The sequence below is a fragment of the Vibrio cyclitrophicus genome, from assembly GCA_023206055.1.
In the GTDB taxonomy this organism is placed as follows: domain Bacteria; phylum Pseudomonadota; class Gammaproteobacteria; order Enterobacterales; family Vibrionaceae; genus Vibrio; species Vibrio cyclitrophicus_A.
Map to the genome: position 1 here is coordinate 3,055,649 of CP065366.1, position 20,232 is coordinate 3,075,880.

Genomic DNA, 20,232 nt, shown 5'->3' on the forward strand with positions numbered 1-20,232 from the left:
GTAAGTATGCAAACTTTTGCTGAAATAGCGGCTCTTCGTGAGCAGATTAAACAGTTTAAGCGTGATGGACGTACGGTTGCTTTTGTTCCGACAATGGGAAACCTGCATGAAGGCCACCTAACTCTGGTAAAGAAAGCTCGCGAGCTGGCTGACATTGTTGTGGTAAGCATCTTTGTTAACCCGATGCAGTTTGACCGTGCCGACGACCTAAACAACTACCCTCGTACGTTAGAAGCTGATTTAAGCAAACTAACAGGCGAAGGTGTTGAACTGGTATTTACACCAACGCCAGAGGTAATGTACCCAGAAGGATTAGACAAGCAGACGTTTGTTGAAGTCCCGGGAATATCTCACATGCTTGAAGGTGCTTCTCGTCCGGGTCACTTCCGCGGTGTCTCAACGATTGTCACTAAACTGTTCAACATCGTTCAGCCAGATTTTGCATGCTTCGGCGAGAAAGATTTCCAACAACTTGCTGTTATTCGCCAGATGACGACTGACTTAGCGTTAGACATTGAAGTTGTGGGTGTCGCGACGGTTCGTGAAATGGACGGTTTGGCAATGAGCTCTCGCAATAGCAACCTAACCATTGATGAGCGTCAACGTGCTCCCGTTCTAGCGCGTACCATGCGTTGGATCAGCAGTGCAATTCGCGGCGGTCGTGATGATTACGCATCAGTGATTGAAGATGCAACTGACCAGCTTCGCGCAGCCGATCTGCAACCAGATGAGATCTTCATTTGTGATGCTAGGACGCTACAAGCCATCACTTCAGAATCGACTCAAGCAGTGATTCTTATGTCAGCTTTCCTAGGTAAGACTCGTCTTATCGACAACCAAGTTCTTGACTTGGTAACGGAAACAAAAGAAGAAGTGAAAGAAGAAACGGCTGAGTAATCGCGTTCTTCTCTTTGCGTAAACCAGCTTCTAACGCAAAGCAAAAGCACAAACGCAGAACATAAAAAAGGTCGATATAATATCGACCTTTTTCTTTGTCTGTTATTCAAGATAACCCGTTATTTCCTACGATTGGTATTAACTGCGTAAGCCGATACCCTTCGTCACTAGGTAGTGTGCGATGCCATACAGCACTACGATAAACACACCTAGCACACCAAACGACGTCACAATACCTACATCAGACACACCTAAGAAGCCATATCTGAACGCGTTTACCATGTACACGATAGGGTTCAGTTTCGATATGCCTTGCCAAAACTCAGGCAATAGGCTGATTGAGTAGAACACACCACCAAGATAAGTCAGTGGCGTTAAGATGAATGTAGGGATAATCGAGATGTCATCAAACGTGCGAGCAAAAACCGCGTTAATCAAACCACCCAGTGAGAACACGACTGAAGTTAGAAATACAGTCGCAATGATCACCCCCCAATGATCGACTTGTAGGTCAACAAAGAACAGTGATACGAAAGTAACGATAGTACCTACTAACAAACCACGCACGACACCACCCATCACAAAACCCGCGATAATCACATAGTTAGGTACTGGTGCTACAAGCAGCTCTTCAATGTTCTTTTGGAACTTAGCACTAAAGAACGACGACGCCACATTCGAATATGAGTTGGTGATCACCGACATCATGATCAAACCAGGAACAATGTATTCCATGTAGCTAAAGCCGTTCATTTCACCAATACGCGCACCAATCAGGTTACCGAAGATGATGAAATAAAGCGTCATAGTAATCGCTGGCGGCACTAGAGTTTGCACCCAAATACGCGTAAAGCGATTGATCTCTTTAGTTAATAAACTACAGAAAGCTGTCCAATATAGGCTGTACATATTATTTACTCCCCTCACGGACAATACTCACGAATAGCTCTTCTAGACGGTTTGCTTTGTTACGCATAGAGAGGACTTTAACCTGTTGATCGCTCAATTGAGCAAAGATGGTATTCAAGCCGAGGTTCTTATCGATTTCAATTTCAAGCGAGCCATTGACCATCACTTGGCTATTCACGCCTTCTAACTTAGGTTCAGCCGCGCCCTCTTCAAGATCCAAAATAAAGGTCTCTGCGCTCAACTTACCTAGCAACGCTTTCATGGTTGTGTTCTCAATCAACTCACCACGATTGATGATACCGATATTGCGACACAGCATTTCCGCTTCTTCTAGGTAGTGCGTGGTCAAGATAATGGTAATGCCCTGCTTCTCGTTGATCTCTTTCAGGAATTCCCACATAGAGCGACGCAGTTCAATATCGACACCTGCTGTTGGCTCATCAAGGATAAGCAGCTGCGGCTCGTGCATCAGAGCGCGAGCAATCATCAAACGACGCTTCATACCACCAGATAAGTTACGTGCACGTTCGCTACGTTTTTCCCACAAATCGAGTTGAGATAGGTACTTTTTCGCTCGCTCTTTCGCAAGAGCTTTCTGCACACCGTAGTAACCAGCCTGCTGCAAAACGATCTGCTCAACAGTTTCAAACGGGTTAAAGTTAAACTCTTGAGGCACTAAGCCTAGGTTTTGTTTCGCCAACTCCAGATCAGTATCAATGTCGTAGCCGAACACTTTAACCTTGCCTGAAGTCTTGTTAACCAGTGAAGAGATAACACCGATGGTGGTCGACTTACCCGCACCGTTTGGACCAAGTAGTGCGTAAAAATCGCCTTTTTCTACTTGTAAACTAATGCCTTTAAGAGCTTCAAAGCCCCCAGCATAAGTTTTTCTTAATTGCTCAATTTCTAATGCATACATAGAGATAGACTGCCATTTGCTATAGATAGATGTTGATGACCGAGCATGAGGAAGAGAGTGAAACGTAAAACGAACTAGCTGAAAGCTAACCCAAGATTTTTTAACTCGGCCATTTTGCGAACAAGTTTATCGTTGATTGACGATTAATACAAATATCGATTCGTGCTTTCTTTTTAAAACAGTGGAAAATCTCAGCTAACTAAAGAGAAAAAACATGTTCGATAAACACAAAAAATGCCGCCAAGTCATTCGCTTAACGGCATTTTTATCAGAACGAAATGAAGGACTGATTAATCAAATCAGTTCATCAATGAAACTTAGACGGACTCAAACTGGTGCTCGTCTCTCTCAACATAGCTGGTTGCAGCTGTCAGTGCTTCGTATCTGAATCGGTAAGTATTGGACTCAGGAACCAAGTCAATGACATGGAATTTCTCAAGTTGCTGACGTGTATTCTCGTTTGGACACAACAAGTACACCTCACATTGCGCATCTAGAGCATCCTTGATGGCATTCTCCAGCGCTAGACCAACGGTTACATCAATCATCGGAACGTCCGTTAAATCTAGAATCATCGCTTCATAGTCAGAGATACTCGAGTGCTGGCGCGAAATCGCTTTCGATACACTGAAGATCATTGGCCCTGAAAGATAGAAGAACAGAACTTTACCATTCGCACTATCGAGTAGCTGACGTTCACTATCAGTGAGTGGGATATCGTCCTCGTCATCACCATCACTGATGGCTTTAACTTGCCTTGCTTGCTCGCGACTTAGCCTTTCAATGATCAGGATATTCGAGATAAAGACACCAAGCCCAACAGCAATAATCAGGTCAACGAATACGGTTAGTAGCATTACACCATACATCACGCCCATGCCAGCATAACTAACCTTGTGCGCGCGCTGAATGAAACTCCAGTCAAGGATGTTGAAGCCCACATACATGGCGATACCTGCCAACACCGCCATAGGAATAGGCTCGGTTAAGCCACCAGCGACCAAAACAACTAGCGCTAATACTAAGGCACGAATTACACCAGACAGTGGAGAGCGCGCACCAACCTGAATATTGGTCACGGTGCCCATAGTCGCGCCCGCACCAGGTAGTGCGCCGAACAGGCCTGAAAGCATATTGGCGATGCCCTGCCCTCGCAGCTCTTTATCAGAGTCATGCTCTTTACGAGTCAGTGAATCACCAATAACCGCAGTCAAAAGCGTATCAATACAACCCAACGTACCAAGCACTAAGGCATCGATAACCATGGTAGTAAACTGCTCAGCGCTGATAGTAGGAATAACAAGAGAAGGTAGGCCTGCAGGGATTTCACCAATGCGGCGAATAGAGTCAGTATCGAAGAAAATAACGGATAGCAGAGTTACAGCGACTAACGCGACCAGTTGTGCGGGCACATACTTACGGTACTTAGCAGGGAAGCCAAACAGAATACCGAGCGTCAGTGCACCTAGAAAAAGCTCACTCACTTTTAAGTTTGCTAGCGTATCAGGCAAAGCAGAGAGCGTGCCCATCACACCACCGGATGGAGCTGCATGTCCTAGCAATGGAGATAGCTGCAAGATAATTAGAATAACGCCAATACCCGACATAAAACCGGATATCACGCTATAAGGCATCAAAGTAACGTATTTTCCGAGCTTTAACGTCCCAAGTAGTATTTGAAACGCACCCGCCATCATCACGACGGTAAAGGTCATTGCCATTCCGGTTTCAGGATATTTAGCGACCATGCTCGTCATTACTGCTGTCATGATTACTGTCATCGGGCCGGTTGGCTCAGATATCAGGCTGCTTGAACCGCCAAACAAAGCGGCAAATAGGCCGACCATAATCGCGCCCCAAAGGCCTGCTTCAGCTCCTGCCCCAGAAGCAACACCAAATGCCAACGCTAAAGGCAGTGAGATGATGGCTGTAGTCACACCGCCAAACATATCCCCTTTGAGATTGATATCCGTAAAACGACTTCCAAACAAAACACACCTTCCTGATGATGAAATGACAAACCTTATCACTTTAACAAATGTATCAAGTGTTCAGAAAGTGTTAATTCAATCACATTATTCATGTCTTATAACCGGATCATAGCTTCTAAGCTAAGTTCATGATTTTAACGACTAGAACACGTCAGATGAGTACTAATTGACACAGTTTTTACGAGATTGAATTTGTAACATTGTGTATAGTTGTGATTCTTAATTAAGGGATGTAAGACGCAAAATGCCAGAGATTAAACAGCTTTTTGAAAACAACTCTAAATGGTCTGAAGAAATTCGTTCAGAGCGACCAGAGTATTTTACAACGCTTGAAGAGGGTCAAAACCCTGGTTTCCTATGGATCGGCTGTTCTGATAGCCGTGTACCGGCCGAGCGTCTCACTGGTTTGTATTCTGGCGAACTGTTTGTTCATCGAAATGTTGCTAACCAAGTGGTTCATACCGACCTAAACTGCCTATCTGTTGTGCAGTACGCGGTCGATGTACTCAAAGTTAAACACATTATTGTTTGTGGCCACTACGGTTGTGGCGGTGTTAACGCGGCGATTGATAATCCTAAACTTGGTCTAATCAATAACTGGTTACTTCACATCCGCGACAATTACCTAAAATACCGTAAACAGATCGAGGGACTTCCTCGTGAGCAATGGGGTGACAAACTGTGCGAGATTAACGTCGCAGAGCAGGTTTATAACCTAGGTAACTCAACCATTATGCAAAACGCATGGGAGCGAGGCCAAGAGGTTGAAATTCACGGTGTGGTTTACGGCATTGGCGATGGCAAGTTACAAGACCTTGGCGTACGTTGCTCAAGTAACGATACCTTAGAGAACAGTCACTTAGAGGCATTGAACAAAATCTTAACGACGCCTCTTCTTAGCCAGCAAGGCTAGACCATTCCGCTATAAATACAAAAAGCCCGCTTGATGCGGGCTTTTTAATGACTTCTATTCAACAAGCGTAATAATTACTCTTGAGGTACAACTTTACCGATGTACGGCAGGTGACGATATTTTTGTGCGTAGTCGATACCAACACCAACAACGAATTCGTCAGGGATTTCAAAACCAATCCACTTAGTATCTACCGTCACTTCACGACGAGAAGGCTTGTCTAGTAGCGTACAGATTTCGATAGATTTAGGACCACGTAGGCTCAGAATCTCTTTCACTTTCGTCAGTGTGTTACCTGTATCGATAATGTCTTCTACAAGTAGAACGTCTTTACCTTGGATATCATCATCCAAGTCTTTCAAGATACGAACATCACGTGAGCTTTCCATGCCGTTGCCGTAGCTAGACGCAGTCATGAAATCAACTTGGTGAGTTAAATCGATAGCACGAGCAAGATCCGCCATAAAGACAAAAGATCCACGTAATAAGCCAACTAAAACTAGATCTTCACTACCCTTGTAGTGTTCCGTGATCTGTTTGCCTAGTTCGTTCACTCGATCCTGAACTTCTTGCTCAGAGATCATGACTTCAACTGTATGCTTCATACTGCTCTCATTTTATTTGGTGATTGCGACAAGTGTAGACAGTTCTGCCATCGGCGCCGCTCAATTTGTGCGTAAGTCTAGCACTGCTCAAATACCCACACCACCTTATGGTTCAAATTTACTGTCAGATTATCCACGATAATGTGCGCTACTGCCTTATCCGATACTCGCTTCCTTTCACATCAATACTGATCACGCTTTATGTATCAAGTTTGATGTAACTGTCTATTAAATAAGCTCAAAGGATTGACCATTCGCATATGCACCATTACACTCATCTTGGCTTAAATAATAATAAAATCATTAATATAAGAAATTCGTTGGCAAGGAAAACAAAATGGACTCAATCTCTAAGAGACCTAGAACTAGGCTTTCACCCCTAAAAAGAAAACTTCAATTGATGGAAATCGCACTTGAAGTGTTCTCTCGCCGTGGCATTGGCCGTGGTGGACACGCAGACATTGCAGATATTGCTCAGGTGTCTGTAGCAACCGTATTTAACTACTTCCCAACCCGTGAAGATCTGGTTGATGAAGTACTGAATCACGTCGTACGCCAATTCTCTAACTTCCTTTCAGACAATATCGACTTAGATATTCACGCAAAAGAAAACCTACATAATATTGCGACTGAAATGGTGACGTTAGTGGCTCAAGATAGCCATTGGTTGAACGTATGGTTCGAATGGAGCGCATCAACTCGTGATGAAGTATGGCCTCTATTCGTAACCACTAACCGCACTAACCAAATGTTAGTACAGAATATGTTTAGCAAAGCGATTGAACGCGGCGAAGTTTGCGACGATCACGATCCTAAGCATCTAGCGAACCTATTCCACGGCATCTGCTACTCGCTATTCATTCAAGCGAAACGTGTAGAAACGCCTGAAGAGCTTTCAAGCTTAACGGATAGCTACCTAAACATGCTGTGCATCTATAAGTAGATTCGCGTAAAACTAAAGGGTTGGCTTTAACGCCAGCCCTTTTTTATTACCGATAGAAAAATAGAATGAGATTCCCTACTCCTTCCTTCGTCATCCTCAAGAGCGAGGGACGAGCGAGTTGGGGATCTCATACAGACATGACGACCCACTTTTCTTCGGACATAAAAAAACCGCTGACGAATCAGCGGCTTTTAAAAACATTAGCGAGTGACTAAGAAAAAATTACTTCTTCTTTTTCACTGCTTTTTTGTTTGGAAGGTCAGTGATTGAACCTTCGAATACTTCCGCAGCTAGACCAACAGACTCGTGTAGAGTTGGGTGAGCGTGGATAGTAAGAGCGATATCTTCTGCGTCACAACCCATTTCGATTGCTAGGCCGATTTCGCCAAGAAGTTCACCGCCGTTAGTACCAACAACAGCACCACCGATTACGCGATGAGTATCTTTATCGAAGATCATCTTAGTCATACCGTCGGCACAGTCAGAAGCGATTGCACGACCAGAAGCAGCCCAAGGGAAAGTCGCAACTTCGTAGTTTAGGCCTTCCGCTTTCGCTTCTTTCTCAGTCTTACCTACCCAAGCAACTTCTGGCTCAGTGTACGCAATTGATGGGATTACTTTAGGGTCGAAATAGTGCTTCTTACCAGAGATAACTTCAGCAGCTACGTGACCTTCATGCACACCTTTGTGAGCAAGCATTGGTTGACCAACAACGTCACCGATCGCGTGGATGTGAGGAACGTTAGTACGCATTTGCTTATCAACATTGATGAAACCACGCTCATCAACTTCGATACCCGCTTTTTCAGCATCGATAAGTGCACCGTTTGGAACACGACCGATAGCAACAAGAACAGCATCGTAGCGCTCAGCTTCAGCTGGTGCTTTTTTGCCTTCCATTGAAACGTAGATACCGTCTTCTTTCGCTTCAACAGCAGTTACTTTAGTTTCAAGCATTAGCTTGAACTTGTTCTTGATACGTTTAGTGAAGACTTTAACGATGTCTTTATCCGCAGCTGGGATAACTTGATCGAACATCTCAACAACTTCAACTTTAGAACCTAGAGAGTGGTAAACCGTACCCATCTCAAGACCGATGATACCGCCGCCCATGATAAGCAGTTTTTCAGGTACTTCGTTTAGTTCTAGTGCATCCGTAGAATCCCAAATACGTGGGTCTTCATGTGGGATGAAAGGAAGTTTGATTGGGCGAGAACCCGCTGCAATGATTGCATTATCAAAGTTAATTGTTGTCGTCTCTTCGCCAACAACTTCGATGCTGTTCGGACCAGTAAACTTACCGAAACCGTTAACAACAGTAACGTTACGCATCTTAGCCATACCGCCAAGACCGCCAGTCAGTTGATCAACTACTTTGTCTTTCCAGATACGAACTTTGTTGATGTCCGTTTGTGGCTCGCCGAATACAACGCCGTGCTCTGCCATCGCTTTTGCTTCTTCAATTACTTTAGATACGTGAAGAAGTGCTTTTGATGGAATACAACCAACGTTTAGACATACACCACCAAGAGTGCTGTAACGTTCAACTAGTACTGTTTCTAGACCTAAATCCGCACAACGGAATGCCGCTGAGTAACCAGCAGGGCCTGAACCAAGTACAACAACTTGGGCTTTAATTTCTTTGCTCATTGTGACCTCTTGTAGTCATTATCCCTAACAGGCTGAGTAGATATTCTTAAAATTATTGGGCTTTCAAACAGGAAACATTTTACAGAGATGTTAACAGTGTGAAAGTAGCTTTAAGTTAGCCTGTGAGCTAGACAACAATTCCCCATCAGATTATGAGAAATGCAGGAAACTGTTCTCTAAAAATAGTCTTTATATAAAGAATTAAGGTGACCCGAAAGTCACCTTAATAATTACTTTCTCAATTACAGTACTAGACGACGAATGTCAGATAGTGCGCTGTTTAAGAAAGTAATGAAGCGTGCACCTTCTGCACCATCGATCACACGGTGATCGTATGATAGAGACAGTGGAAGCTGTAGACGTGGTTGGAACTCTTTACCATTCCAAACTGGCTTAATCTCAGACTTAGATACACCTAGGATACCTACTTCTGGAGCATTTACGATTGGAGTAAATGCAGTACCGCCAATACCACCAAGGCTAGAGATTGTGAAACAACCGCCTTGCATGTCTGCCGCTGTTAGCTTACCAGAGCGTGCTTTCTTAGAAACAGCCATTAGCTCTTCAGATAACTCGTAAATGCCTTTCTTGTTCACGTCTTTGAATACAGGAACAACTAGACCGTTTGGTGTATCAACAGCGATACCCACGTTTACGTACTTCTTAAGAATGATGCTTTCGCCATCTTCAGAAAGAGAAGAGTTAAACGCTGGGAATGCTTCTAGCGCTTTAGCAACAGCTTTCATGATGAACACAAGTGGAGTGATCTTCATACCAGTGTCTTTCTTCGCTTCGATTGCGTTCTGTTCTTTACGGAATGCTTCTAGCTCAGTGATGTCTGCGTTATCCCACTGTGTAACGTGAGGGATCATTACCCAGTTACGGTGCAGGTTAGCGCCAGAGATCTTCTTAATCTTAGACAGCTTCTGAACTTCAGTTTCGCCGAACTTGCTGAAGTCAACTTTTGGCCATGGTAGTAGACCAAGAGCAGAACCGTCGCCGCCTTTGCCAGATGCCGCAGCACCAGACTCTAGACGCTTAAGTGCATCTTTAACGTAAGACTGAACGTCTTCTTTAAGGATACGGCTCTTACGACCAGTACCTTTAACCTTAGAAAGGTTAACGCCAAATTCGCGAGCAAGACGACGAACTACTGGAGAAGCGTGCGCGTAGTCACCGTTCTCTTGGAAGTCGCCAGCTGCTGCTGGAGCCGCTGCTGGAGCTTCTGCTTTAGGAGCAGGTGCCGCCGCTGGAGCTGCTGCTTGTGCAGGTGCTGCAACAGGAGCAGGCGCTGCGCCTTCAACTACGAAAGTCATGATTAGAGAGCCAGTTGACACTGTGTCGCCAGCTGCAATCTTGATTTCTTTTACTGTACCAGCGAATGGTGCTGGAACTTCCATTGAAGCTTTGTCGCCTTCAACAGTAATTAGAGATTGCTCTTCTTCTACTGTATCGCCAACCGCTACCATGATTTCAGTAACTTCTACTTCGTCACCACCGATATCAGGAACGTTCACTTCTTTCTCAGCAGATGCTGCTGGAGCCGCTGCAACTGGTGCCGCCGCTGGAGCAGGATCTGCTGCAACTGGAGCGCCAGAACCTGCCACTTCAAATACCATTACTAGAGAACCAGTAGATACTGAGTCACCAGAAGCGATCTTGATTTCTTTCACGATACCAGCGAATGGTGCAGGAACTTCCATTGAAGCCTTGTCACCTTCAACAGTAAGAAGAGATTGCTCTTCTTCTACTACGTCGCCGATAGCGACCATGATTTCAGTTACTTCAACTTCATCACCGCCGATATCAGGAACGTGAACTTCTTTAAGCTCAGCCGCCGCTGCAGGAGCAGCTGCAACAGGTGCCGCCGCTTCAACTGCTGGCGCAGCCGGTGCTGCTGCAGCACCTTCCGCTTCGAAGATCATGATAAGAGAACCAGTAGAAACAGAATCACCTTCTGAGATCTTGATTTCTTTAACGATACCCGCTTGAGACGCAGGAACTTCCATTGAAGCTTTGTCGCCTTCAACAGTAATAAGTGACTGCTCTTCTTCAACCTTGTCGCCAACGTTTACAAGAATCTCAGTTACTTCAACCTCGTCAGCACCGATGTCTGGTACATTAATTTCGATTGTCATTGTATTTACCTACCTTAATGCCAGTCTTATGCGTATTGCGGGTTAATTTTGTCTGCGTCGATGCCGAATTTAGCAATTGCTTCAGCAACTACTGATTTCTCAACATCACCACGTTTAGCCAGTTCAGTAAGCGCAGCAACTACAACGTAGCCTGCATTTACTTCAAAGTGACGACGTAGATTTTCACGGCTGTCTGAACGACCGAAACCGTCAGTACCAAGTACTTTGTAAGACTCAGAAGGCATGAATGCACGTACTTGCTCAGCGTAGTTCTTCATGTAATCGGTTACTGCGATTGCAGGCTCGTTACCAAGAACAGTTGTGATGTACGGTACTTTATCTTCAGCTTCTGGGTGAAGCATGTTGTCACGCTCTACCGCTTGGCCGTCACGAGTCAGTTCGTTGAACGACGTTACAGAGAACACGTCAGATGCTACGCCGTACTCTTCGCTCAAGATCTTAGCGGCTTTACGCGCTTCGTTCATGATAGTACCAGAGCTCATTAGCTGAACTTTAGACTTAGTACCAGAGTAAGACTCAAGCTTGTAGATACCCTTACGAATGCCTTCTTCAGCGCCTTCAGGCATTGCTGGCATTGCGTAGTTCTCGTTCATTACTGTTAGGTAGTAGTAAACGTTCTCTTGGTTCTCACCGTACATGCGACGGATACCGTCTTGCATGATAACCGCTAGCTCGTAAGCAAACGTTGGGTCGTAAGAGATACAGTTAGGTACTGTGTTCGCCATAATGTGCGAGTGGCCATCTTCGTGCTGTAGACCTTCGCCGTTTAGCGTTGTACGGCCTGCAGTTGCACCAAGTAGGAAACCACGAGCTTGTTGGTCACCTGCTAACCAAGCCATGTCACCAATACGTTGGAAACCGAACATTGAGTAGTAGATGTAGAACGGGATCATCGGTAGATCGTTTGTGCTGTATGACGTTGCAGCTGCAACCCATGAAGCCATAGAACCTAGTTCGTTGATACCTTCTTGAAGAACTTGACCAGAAGTCGCTTCTTTGTAGTAAGAAACGATGCCTTTATCTTCAGGCGTGTAGTCTTGACCGTGTGGGTTGTAGATACCAATCTGACGGAATAGACCTTCCATACCAAATGTACGAGCTTCATCACAGATGATAGGAACAATGTTCTTACCAATGTTCTTATCTTTAAGAAGAATGTTTAGCGTACGTACATAAGCCATAGTTGTAGAGATATCACGCTTCTGTTCACCCAGTAGAGGTGCGAACGCGTCTAGCTCAGGAACTTTGAACTCTTGAGTGAATTTTGGCAGACGCTGAGGTGTGTAACCGTGTAGAGCGTTACGGCGAGCGTGCATGTATTCGTATTCAGCAGAACCTTCTTCCAGTTTTAGGTATGGAAGTTCAGCGATTTTCTCGTCTGAAAGGATGTCTTCTAGGCCTAGGCGATCACGTAGGTGTTGAACATGAGTCATGTCCATTTTCTTAACACCGTGTGCAATGTTCTTACCTTCAGCTGCATCACCCATGCCGTAACCTTTTACAGTTTTAGCTAGGATTACAGTTGGCTTACCGTTTGTCTCTTTTGCATTGTTGAATGCAGCAAACAGTTTAGAAGAATCGTGACCACCACGCTTAAGAGCGAAGATTTCGTCGTCAGTCATGTCTGCAACTAGTGCAGCTGTTTCTGGGTACTTACCAAAGAAGTGCTCACGTACGTATGCGCCATCTTTAGATTTGAATGTCTGGTAGTCACCGTCGATAGTTTCATTCATTAGTTGAAGAAGCTTACCAGTCGTGTCTTTAGCCAGTAGTGAATCCCAGTTGCTACCCCAGATAACTTTAACAACGTTCCAACCTGCGCCTTTGAATAGGCCTTCAAGTTCTTGAATGATGCTACCGTTACCCATTACAGGGCCGTCTAGACGCTGTAGGTTACAGTTGATTAGGAAACATAGGTTGTCTAGCTTCTCACGCGCAGCGAAAGAGATAGCACCACGTGATTCTGGCTCATCCATCTCACCGTCACCTAGGAACGCGTATACGCGTTGCGCTGAAGTTTCTTTCAGGCCACGGCCGTCAAGGTACTTAAGGAAGCGCGCTTGGTAGATCGCAGAGATAGGACCAAGACCCATAGATACTGTCGGGAACTGCCAGAACTCAGGCATCAGTTTCGGGTGCGGGTAAGAAGGGATACCTTTACCATCAACTTCTTGACGGAAGTTATCTAGCTGTTCTTCAGTTAGACGACCTTCAACGAATGCACGAGAGTAGATACCTGGAGAGATGTGACCTTGGTAATAAACTAGATCGCCACCGTCCGTCTCATTTGGAGCACGGAAGAAGTGGTTGAAACATACTTCGTAGAACGCTGCTGCTGACTGGTAAGAAGCCATGTGACCACCAAGGTCTAGGTCTTTCTTAGAAGCACGCAATACGATCATGATTGCGTTCCAGCGAATAATCGAACGAATACGACGCTCAAGAGTTACGTCACCAGGGTAAGCTGGCTCTTGTGCTGCTGGAATTGTGTTGATGTAGTTCGTGTTGATGCCTGTAGCCATATCAACACCATCTAAACGCGCTTTATCTAGAACTTGTTCTAGTAAAAACTGTGCACGTTCTACACCTTCTTCACGTACTACTGACTCAAGAGCTTCTAACCAATCTTGAGTTTCCAGAGCATCAACGTCATGCTTCATGTCAGACATGGCGATCTATCCTTTTTGTTAGTTGGATTCTACTAAACACGTAAAAAGCCGAAGTATTACGGCTATTTACCCTGTTGGATTCGACGTAAAGAACGTTCGCGGCGCGATTCTTCTTTGGTCAAATCCATCAATGTTTCTTCGATGTAAGCTAAATGAGAGTGTGACATTTCACGTGCCTGTTCTGGCTGTCCTGAAACGATCGCATCCACAATGTTAGCTCGATGTATACTCACTTTCTCCACAACGTCTTTACGACGATGCAACAGCTTTAAATTTTCTAAGACGTTTTGTTCGAGCAACGGAGCCAAGCTACGAACAATGTGCAGTAACACCACATTGTGCGCTGCCTCTGTTAAAGCAATAAGAAATGCCATCACAGCTGCAGATTCGGCTTCAATATCACCCTTATCTTGCGCACCGCGAATTTTTTCTTGGCATGCTTGAATTCGAGCAAAGTCTTCATCAGTGCCACGTAATGCCGCGAAGTAAGCCGAAATCCCTTCCATCGCATGACGCGATTCCAACAAGTCGAGTTGGGTTTCAGAATGGGAGGACAACAAATTAAGCAAAGGATCTGAAAAGCTTTTCCAGATATTTTCGCTAACAAACGTACCTCCACCTTGACGGCGAGTAAGCAAGCGTTTTGCTTCTAAACGTTGTATCGCTTCTCGGATTGAAGGACGAGACACATCGAACTGTTTCGCCAGTTCGCGCTCAGGCGGCAGCTGCTGCCCTGGAGCCAGTGTTCCTTCCACTATCAACCTTTCTAACTCTTGTTCGATAACGTCCGAGAGTTTTGGCTGACGAATCCTTTGATAAGCCATAGTTTGTTATTCTTCTTTTTCTTCGCTGACAATTGGTATTACCAATTTTAAGTTGGGCAGAAATTAACATAATTAAAACGCCACTGTCCAGCGTAAAATTGACCTGCATCATAGAATGCAGCGTGAATTAACCACGATTTAACAAATGAAATTTAAAACAGCAACCAAATTGGTCTTACCATTTACAGAGGTAATACTTTTGGGGAGTGTTCGTGCTAGAAAGTTTCAGGATAAAAATGAATTGTTTCAGAAAGATTAGTGGCACTTGTTTAAAAATCGAACCGAGCGCACATTTAGGATGGAAATTCTGTTCATAAGTTTTAATAAATATGTGTTTGATAAGCTCGTCACACTCTCAATTTATTGATGCTCTTCTCTCCACCACTTTCTTTACATAGCAACAACAAAAATTCACAAGTCATTATGCTAGGCGTTGACTAATCAACACCCAACAGCGGTAAGGCCATTATAAAAAACTGAGGCTTAAGCTTTGAGCTTTCCTTTAAATTTCTGCCAATCGAACACCAAGCCAGGGTCAGTTTTACGCAGAGGCGCTATATATTGATGGCCAGTGATCCGTTGTTCTGTGATCTCTGGAAAATTCGACATTAGAGTATCAGTCAGCTGCGACAAGGATTGATACTGCTGCTCGGTATAAGCCACAAAGTCACTGCCCTCAAGTTCAATACCAATAGAGTAATCATTACACCTTTCACGTCCAGCAAAGCTCGATTGGCCAGCGTGCCAAGCTCGGTCTAAGAACGAAACAAACTGCACCACTTCACCATCACGACGAATCAAACAATGTGCAGACACGGCCATTTGGTGAATCACCTGAAAAAACGGGTGTTCAGCAGGGTTCAATTTGCCAGTGAAAAATTGTTCAATATACGGGCCTCCAAACTCACCGGGAGGCAAACTAATATTGTGAACCACCAGCAGAGAAATATCTTCGACGCTAGGCCTAGCATCAAAATACGGGGAAGGAACATGCCGAGCGTTGTCGTACCATCCGTTGGAGCTGATCGTCATCTTGGTCTCACTTTCTTTTCTGCTAGCACAATAAGATGTGACTTTGCCCATAGAGCCGTCGTGCTAGCCTCTTTAATTTGAAGTTAAGCAAGAGTATCATTCCATTCCCACTCCCTTTCAAGATTAGATTTGCGATGAAAAACACACATAACAGCCACCAACGCCTTGACTACTTAAAAGAGCAACTGCCTCTAGAGATCACTCGTGCAGTCGCTGAGACTATCCGAGAAGATCTAGGCGGAACACTCGATCCAGCGGCTGATATTACGGCAAGTCTAATCCCAGCAGACGCAATCAACAGCGCGACCATCATTACCCGTGAACACGGCGTGTTCTGTGGTAAAGCTTGGGCTAATGAAGTGTTTGAGCAATTGGGCGGTGAAGTAACGATCGAGTGGAATGTAGAAGATGGCGACAAGGTTGAACCAAACCAAACGCTTTGTACTTTAACTGGCCCAGCACGCGCGCTACTAACGGGCGAGCGTAACGCAATGAACTTCATTCAAACACTGTCTGGTTGTGCGACAGCAACAGCTATCTACGCTGACAAGATTAAACACACAGAGTGCCGTCTGTTAGATACTCGTAAAACGATTCCAGGCCTACGTAGCGCACTAAAATACGCTGTGGCTTGTGGTGGCGGTTTCAATCATCGTATTGGTGTATTCGATGCTTACCTAATCAAAGAAAACCACATCATCGCCTGTGGTGGCATTGAGAAAGCTATCTCTACGGCAAAAGAGCTTAACCCAGGTAAGCCTGTAGAAGTTGAAACAGAAAGCCTAGAAGAGTTAGAGCAAGCAATCAACGCTGGCGCAGACATCATCATGCTAGACAACTTCACTACCGACATGATGCGTGAAGCGGTTAAAATTAACGCTGGCCGTGCCGCATTAGAGAACTCAGGCAATGTAACTCTAGACACTATCGCAGAGTTTGCTGAAACGGGTGTTGATTACATCTCGGTAGGCGCACTCACTAAGCACTTAAAAGCGATGGATTTATCTATGAGATTCAAAGCTTAATTTATTGAAATATAAATAGCTGTCTCGTCCTAAAATACGTTGACAGTATTTCTACTAAGCCAATAGCGTCAGCTGTTGGCTTTTTTCATGCACCTCATTTGGAGTTTTCATCCTAAGGCTAAGGTGCGGCCTCATGTTGTTATAGGTACTTATAGACTCTTTTACTAGTTGTTTAAGCTCTCCGAGGTTTTTACACTTATCAAGTAAGAACTCTTGTTTCAGTATTCCATTTACTCTCTCTGCTAATGCATTTTGGTAGCAGTCATAACCGTCTGTCATCGAGGGGATTATGCCGCTACTTTTCAACTTATCTTGATAAACACCTGAGCAGTACTGGAGACCACGATCAGAGTGATGGATACACGAACAATGATATTGACGTCCCTTAACAGCCATATCTAGCGCTTTCACAACATCCGTCGCCTTCATTTCGTTGCTCAGCTCGTAGCCCATAATTTTCCGACTAAACGCATCAGTTACCAATGAGAGATAGTGAACACCTTCATCTGATTGGATATAGGTAATGTCACTTACTAACACACCCTCTGGATTGCATGGTTTGTAGTTCTTTAATAAGTTCGGATGTTTTTTCATCCAATGCTTACTGTTTGTCGTTTTTGTAAAACTACGTTTAGGTCTTACCAATAATCGTTCATCACGTAAGTAGTTGAAAAGAGCATCTCGACCTAGCTTGATACCTTGTTCTTGCAACTTTGGCTTAAGTAAAAAGTAGAGTTTCCTAGTGCCAACCCGAGGCATATAACGTCTAATATCCAACACCATTTGTTTGATGGGTTTAAGTTCTAACTGGCGATGAACAGCTCGCTTTTCTCGTTGATAAACGCTTTGTCTCGTTATCCCGCATAGCTTACATACTCGAACTAAACTTATTCCGTCCTGTTCTTGAAGACTTCTTGCTCCTTGGCGAGATACTTTTTTCTGAGGCTAGTTCCGTGTTCAGCATCAAGAATATCAACCACTCTATTTAAAAAGAGATTCTTTATTTTTTCGTCTTCCAGCTCTTTCTCAAGGCGCTTTATTTTCTGTGCTGGTGACTCTTTAGGCTTAGATTGGTGCATGGTATTCATCCTTGGAGTTTGCGCCCAATTCATCTTACCGTGCTTTCGAAGCCAAGTTAAAACAGTTGAACGGCCTTGGATACCATAAATGGTTTGGGCTTGTTTATATGTCATATCGCCTCTTTCTACAGCGGCGACGACCTGTAATTTAAAGCCTAGTGTGTAATCACGCTGAGTGCGCTTAACGTAGGTATTATTTGAAGTAGTCATAATTCGTCCTCAATGTGTAAACACATTTCAGGACGGGACAAGCTTGTCTTTAAAGGCACGGTTAAATACCGTGCTTTTTTTATTGCTTAAATTATCAGCATTTCAATCACTTATTTAAGTCGATCGCATAATTTTGCGCGCCATATGAAACATCACACTAATAAATACCAAACCACTCGCGACCACACCTGAATCTCATTCCACTTCTCCATTCCGACTTCTATTCTGTCCATCAACCAGTGCCTGCACTGAAATAAACTAAACAATGGAATAGAACAATGAATAACAAAAGTAAAAGAACAAATCAGAAAGGTTTCACACTGATTGAATTGATGATTGTGGTAGCGATTATTGGTGTTTTATCTGCAGTGGCAATACCTGCTTATAAAAACTATGTCCAAAAAACAGAAGTCGCATCTGCTACTGCTACTGTAAGAGGTTTACTTACAAATATTGATATGTACCAACAAGAAAATGGGAATACATTTCCAACAGATATTACTAAAGTTGGCGGAACAGCAGCAATGAATGCTCTGGGTTCTATAACATTAGCTACAGCAGTCAGTGGCGGGACCGCTACATTTGGTTTTAGTGAAGGCTCATTAAAAGGTAGCACTGCTAGCGTTCAGTTTAAAAAGAATAATGATTCAGGTTGGGTATGTGCATCCAAAAATGTCCCTTCAGAATCAAGGCCGAACAGCTGTACTGCGACCTATTAAGTGCTCACTAACCTCCCAACCGTTCTACGTCAGGCTGGTTTACTTAGCCTGACTCAGGAACAAGCCGTGGCGGAACATGTACAAGCTTCAGGTATTTCGACACCTGAAGCTTTGCTCGTTCTGGATTTCTTCAGCGGCGATTCCTTAGCAAACAACATTAAAACCATCTTCGGCTTACCGTTAGTACAATTTGCCAATACGGACTATGAATCCTTGTGCGAACAGTTAGGGCTTCGCGAGCTAATCACTAAATATCACGCTATTCCGATTTCAGTTTCTAGCTCCACTCTTACACTCGCTTCTGCCGACCCTACGGATTTACAAGCTGAAGATGACTTTCGATTCGCAACCGGATTACAGATTGAATTGGTTGTCGCTAATTACTCTGAATTAGAAGGCGCAATACGAAAGCTGTATGGCCGTTCTATTTCTGGGCAAGATTCCAAGCGGAAAGAGATCACCCAAGATGAGTTAGCTAACCTCGTGAAGGTATCTGACGACGAAATAACGTCGATTGAAGATCTCAGCCAAGACGACTCCCCTGTCAGTCGCTTTATCAATCAGATTCTGGTTGATGCGGTGCGTAAAGGTGCTTCTGATATTCACTTCGAACCCTACGAAGAACACTACCGAGTGCGCCTACGTTGCGATGGTATATTGGTTGAAATCCAACAGCCCGCCTCTCATTTAAGCCGTCGCCTGTCAGCTCGCTTAAAGATTCTCGCTAAACTCGATATTGCCGAACGTCGCTTACCTCAAGATGGTCGTATTAAACTGCGTTTAAATGACGAACTGGCAATTGATATGCGTGTATCTACGCTGCCAACATTGTGGGGAGAAAAGATCGTACTGCGATTGCTTGATAGCAGTGCGGCCAATCTCGATATCGATAAGCTCGGTTACAGCGAGGCTCAAAAAGCCCTCTACCTCAATGCACTAAAGCGCCCGCAAGGGATGATCTTAATGACCGGGCCAACCGGCAGCGGTAAAACGGTTTCTCTTTATACTGGGCTTCGCGTGCTTAACACCTCTGAACGTAACATCTCAACAGCTGAAGACCCAGTAGAAATTAACCTGTGTGGCATAAATCAAGTACAAGTGACGCCTAAGATTGGCTTTGGTTTCGCCGAGGCACTACGATCGTTTTTACGACAAGACCCAGACATCGTGATGGTTGGAGAAATCCGAGATTTAGAAACCGCTGAAATCGCGATCAAAGCATCGCAAACAGGTCACTTAGTGCTTTCTACACTGCACACCAATTCTGCTGCTGAAACCGTAACTCGGCTTGCTCACATGGGAATTGAACCCTTTAATCTTGCTTCGTCTTTAAGCTTGATTATTGCTCAGCGTCTTGCGAGGCGCTTGTGTAACCACTGTAAAACCGCAGACGACTCACCAGACATTTATCTGCGCCACTCTATCCCAAACAGCCAAACCATCTACAAAGCCAACTCTCAAGGCTGTAATGAGTGTAACCAAGGTTACTCAGGTCGAGTGGGTATCTATGAAGTGATGCCGTTTACCGACAAGCTAAAAACCAGCCTTATCAACAAACCCAATGCGCTAGCGATTGAAGATCTCGCGCGTCGAGAAGGCATGCGCACTCTGCAAGAGTCAGGTCTGGATAAATTGCTTGAAGGCACCACCAGCTATCAAGAGCTGCAACGTGTTCTGTACATATAAAC

16 protein-coding genes are annotated in these 20,232 nt (G+C 44.5%); 6 read left to right on the forward strand and 10 right to left on the reverse strand.

Annotated features, from left to right (window positions below; translation table 11 throughout):
* Positions 1–6: 6 nt before the first annotated feature.
* Positions 7–897: a pantoate--beta-alanine ligase gene (gene panC / locus ITG09_13375; GenBank protein UPR51679.1), complete on the forward strand. Its 891-nt coding sequence runs from the start codon at positions 7–9 to the stop codon at positions 895–897.
* A gap of 138 nt (positions 898–1,035) precedes the next feature.
* On the opposite strand, the gene ITG09_13380 is transcribed toward panC, so the two are convergent.
* The 3 genes from ITG09_13380 to ITG09_13390 form a co-directional block, all read right to left on the reverse strand.
* Complete coding sequence (locus ITG09_13380; protein UPR51680.1) at positions 1,036–1,806, reverse strand: ABC transporter permease; 771 nt, start codon at positions 1,804–1,806, stop codon at positions 1,036–1,038.
* Position 1,807: 1 nt separating this feature from the next.
* Positions 1,808–2,725, reverse strand: a complete 918-nt coding sequence (locus tag ITG09_13385) for an ABC transporter ATP-binding protein (GenBank protein UPR51681.1) — start codon at positions 2,723–2,725, stop codon at positions 1,808–1,810.
* A gap of 317 nt (positions 2,726–3,042) precedes the next feature.
* Positions 3,043–4,674 (reverse strand): SulP family inorganic anion transporter, encoded by a 1,632-nt coding sequence (locus ITG09_13390; GenBank protein ID UPR53645.1) that lies wholly within the window; start codon positions 4,672–4,674, stop codon positions 3,043–3,045.
* 286 nt (positions 4,675–4,960) lie between these two features.
* On the opposite strand from ITG09_13390, the gene can reads away from it, so the two are divergent.
* Positions 4,961–5,629: a carbonate dehydratase gene (gene can, locus ITG09_13395; GenBank protein UPR51682.1), complete on the forward strand. Its 669-nt coding sequence runs from the start codon at positions 4,961–4,963 to the stop codon at positions 5,627–5,629.
* 74 nt (positions 5,630–5,703) lie between these two features.
* On the opposite strand, the gene hpt is transcribed toward can, so the two are convergent.
* Positions 5,704–6,234: a hypoxanthine phosphoribosyltransferase gene (gene hpt, locus ITG09_13400; protein ID UPR51683.1), complete on the reverse strand. Its 531-nt coding sequence runs from the start codon at positions 6,232–6,234 to the stop codon at positions 5,704–5,706.
* A 337-nt stretch (positions 6,235–6,571) separates the two neighbouring features.
* Between hpt and ITG09_13405 the strand changes: the two genes are divergently transcribed.
* The gene (locus ITG09_13405; GenBank protein UPR51684.1) at positions 6,572–7,177 is read left to right on the forward strand and encodes a TetR/AcrR family transcriptional regulator; all 606 of its coding nucleotides are present in this window, start codon (positions 6,572–6,574) and stop codon (positions 7,175–7,177) included.
* Between the two features lie 222 nt (positions 7,178–7,399).
* Here the strand turns inward: ITG09_13405 and lpdA are convergent, their stop codons facing one another.
* The 5 genes from lpdA to ampD form a co-directional block, all read right to left on the reverse strand.
* Entirely contained in the window at positions 7,400–8,827 is a 1,428-nt protein-coding gene (lpdA, locus tag ITG09_13410) for a dihydrolipoyl dehydrogenase (protein UPR51685.1), read from the reverse strand.
* A 242-nt stretch (positions 8,828–9,069) separates the two neighbouring features.
* Complete coding sequence (aceF, locus tag ITG09_13415; GenBank protein ID UPR51686.1) at positions 9,070–10,965, reverse strand: pyruvate dehydrogenase complex dihydrolipoyllysine-residue acetyltransferase; 1,896 nt, start codon at positions 10,963–10,965, stop codon at positions 9,070–9,072.
* 26 nt (positions 10,966–10,991) lie between these two features.
* On the reverse strand, positions 10,992–13,655 hold the full coding sequence (gene aceE, locus ITG09_13420; protein UPR51687.1) for a pyruvate dehydrogenase (acetyl-transferring), homodimeric type: 2,664 nt from the start codon (positions 13,653–13,655) through the stop codon (positions 10,992–10,994).
* 62 nt (positions 13,656–13,717) lie between these two features.
* Positions 13,718–14,479, reverse strand: coding sequence for a pyruvate dehydrogenase complex transcriptional repressor PdhR (gene pdhR, locus ITG09_13425; GenBank protein ID UPR51688.1), 762 nt, complete (start codon positions 14,477–14,479; stop codon positions 13,718–13,720).
* A 483-nt stretch (positions 14,480–14,962) separates the two neighbouring features.
* Entirely contained in the window at positions 14,963–15,562 is a 600-nt protein-coding gene (ampD, locus tag ITG09_13430; protein ID UPR51689.1) for a 1,6-anhydro-N-acetylmuramyl-L-alanine amidase AmpD, read from the reverse strand.
* 83 nt (positions 15,563–15,645) lie between these two features.
* Here ampD and nadC point away from each other — a divergent pair, with 83 nt between their 5' ends.
* The gene (gene nadC / locus ITG09_13435; GenBank protein ID UPR51690.1) at positions 15,646–16,536 is read left to right on the forward strand and encodes a carboxylating nicotinate-nucleotide diphosphorylase; all 891 of its coding nucleotides are present in this window, start codon (positions 15,646–15,648) and stop codon (positions 16,534–16,536) included.
* A gap of 54 nt (positions 16,537–16,590) precedes the next feature.
* Here the strand turns inward: nadC and ITG09_13440 are convergent.
* Positions 16,591–17,825, reverse strand: a protein-coding gene (locus tag ITG09_13440; GenBank protein ID UPR51691.1) for an IS3 family transposase whose coding sequence is annotated in 2 segments (ribosomal slippage) — positions 16,591–17,456 and positions 17,456–17,825 — 1,236 coding nt in all. Because the reading frame shifts where the segments join, the coding sequence is not laid out codon by codon here.
* 278 nt (positions 17,826–18,103) lie between these two features.
* Between ITG09_13440 and ITG09_13445 the strand changes: the two genes are divergently transcribed.
* Together ITG09_13445 and pilB are read left to right on the forward strand one after the other, a co-directional pair.
* Complete coding sequence (locus ITG09_13445) at positions 18,104–18,544, forward strand: pilin (GenBank protein ID UPR51692.1); 441 nt, start codon at positions 18,104–18,106, stop codon at positions 18,542–18,544.
* Positions 18,545–20,230, forward strand: a complete 1,686-nt coding sequence (pilB, locus tag ITG09_13450; GenBank protein ID UPR51693.1) for a type IV-A pilus assembly ATPase PilB — start codon at positions 18,545–18,547, stop codon at positions 20,228–20,230.
* Positions 20,231–20,232: the final 2 nt, after the last annotated feature.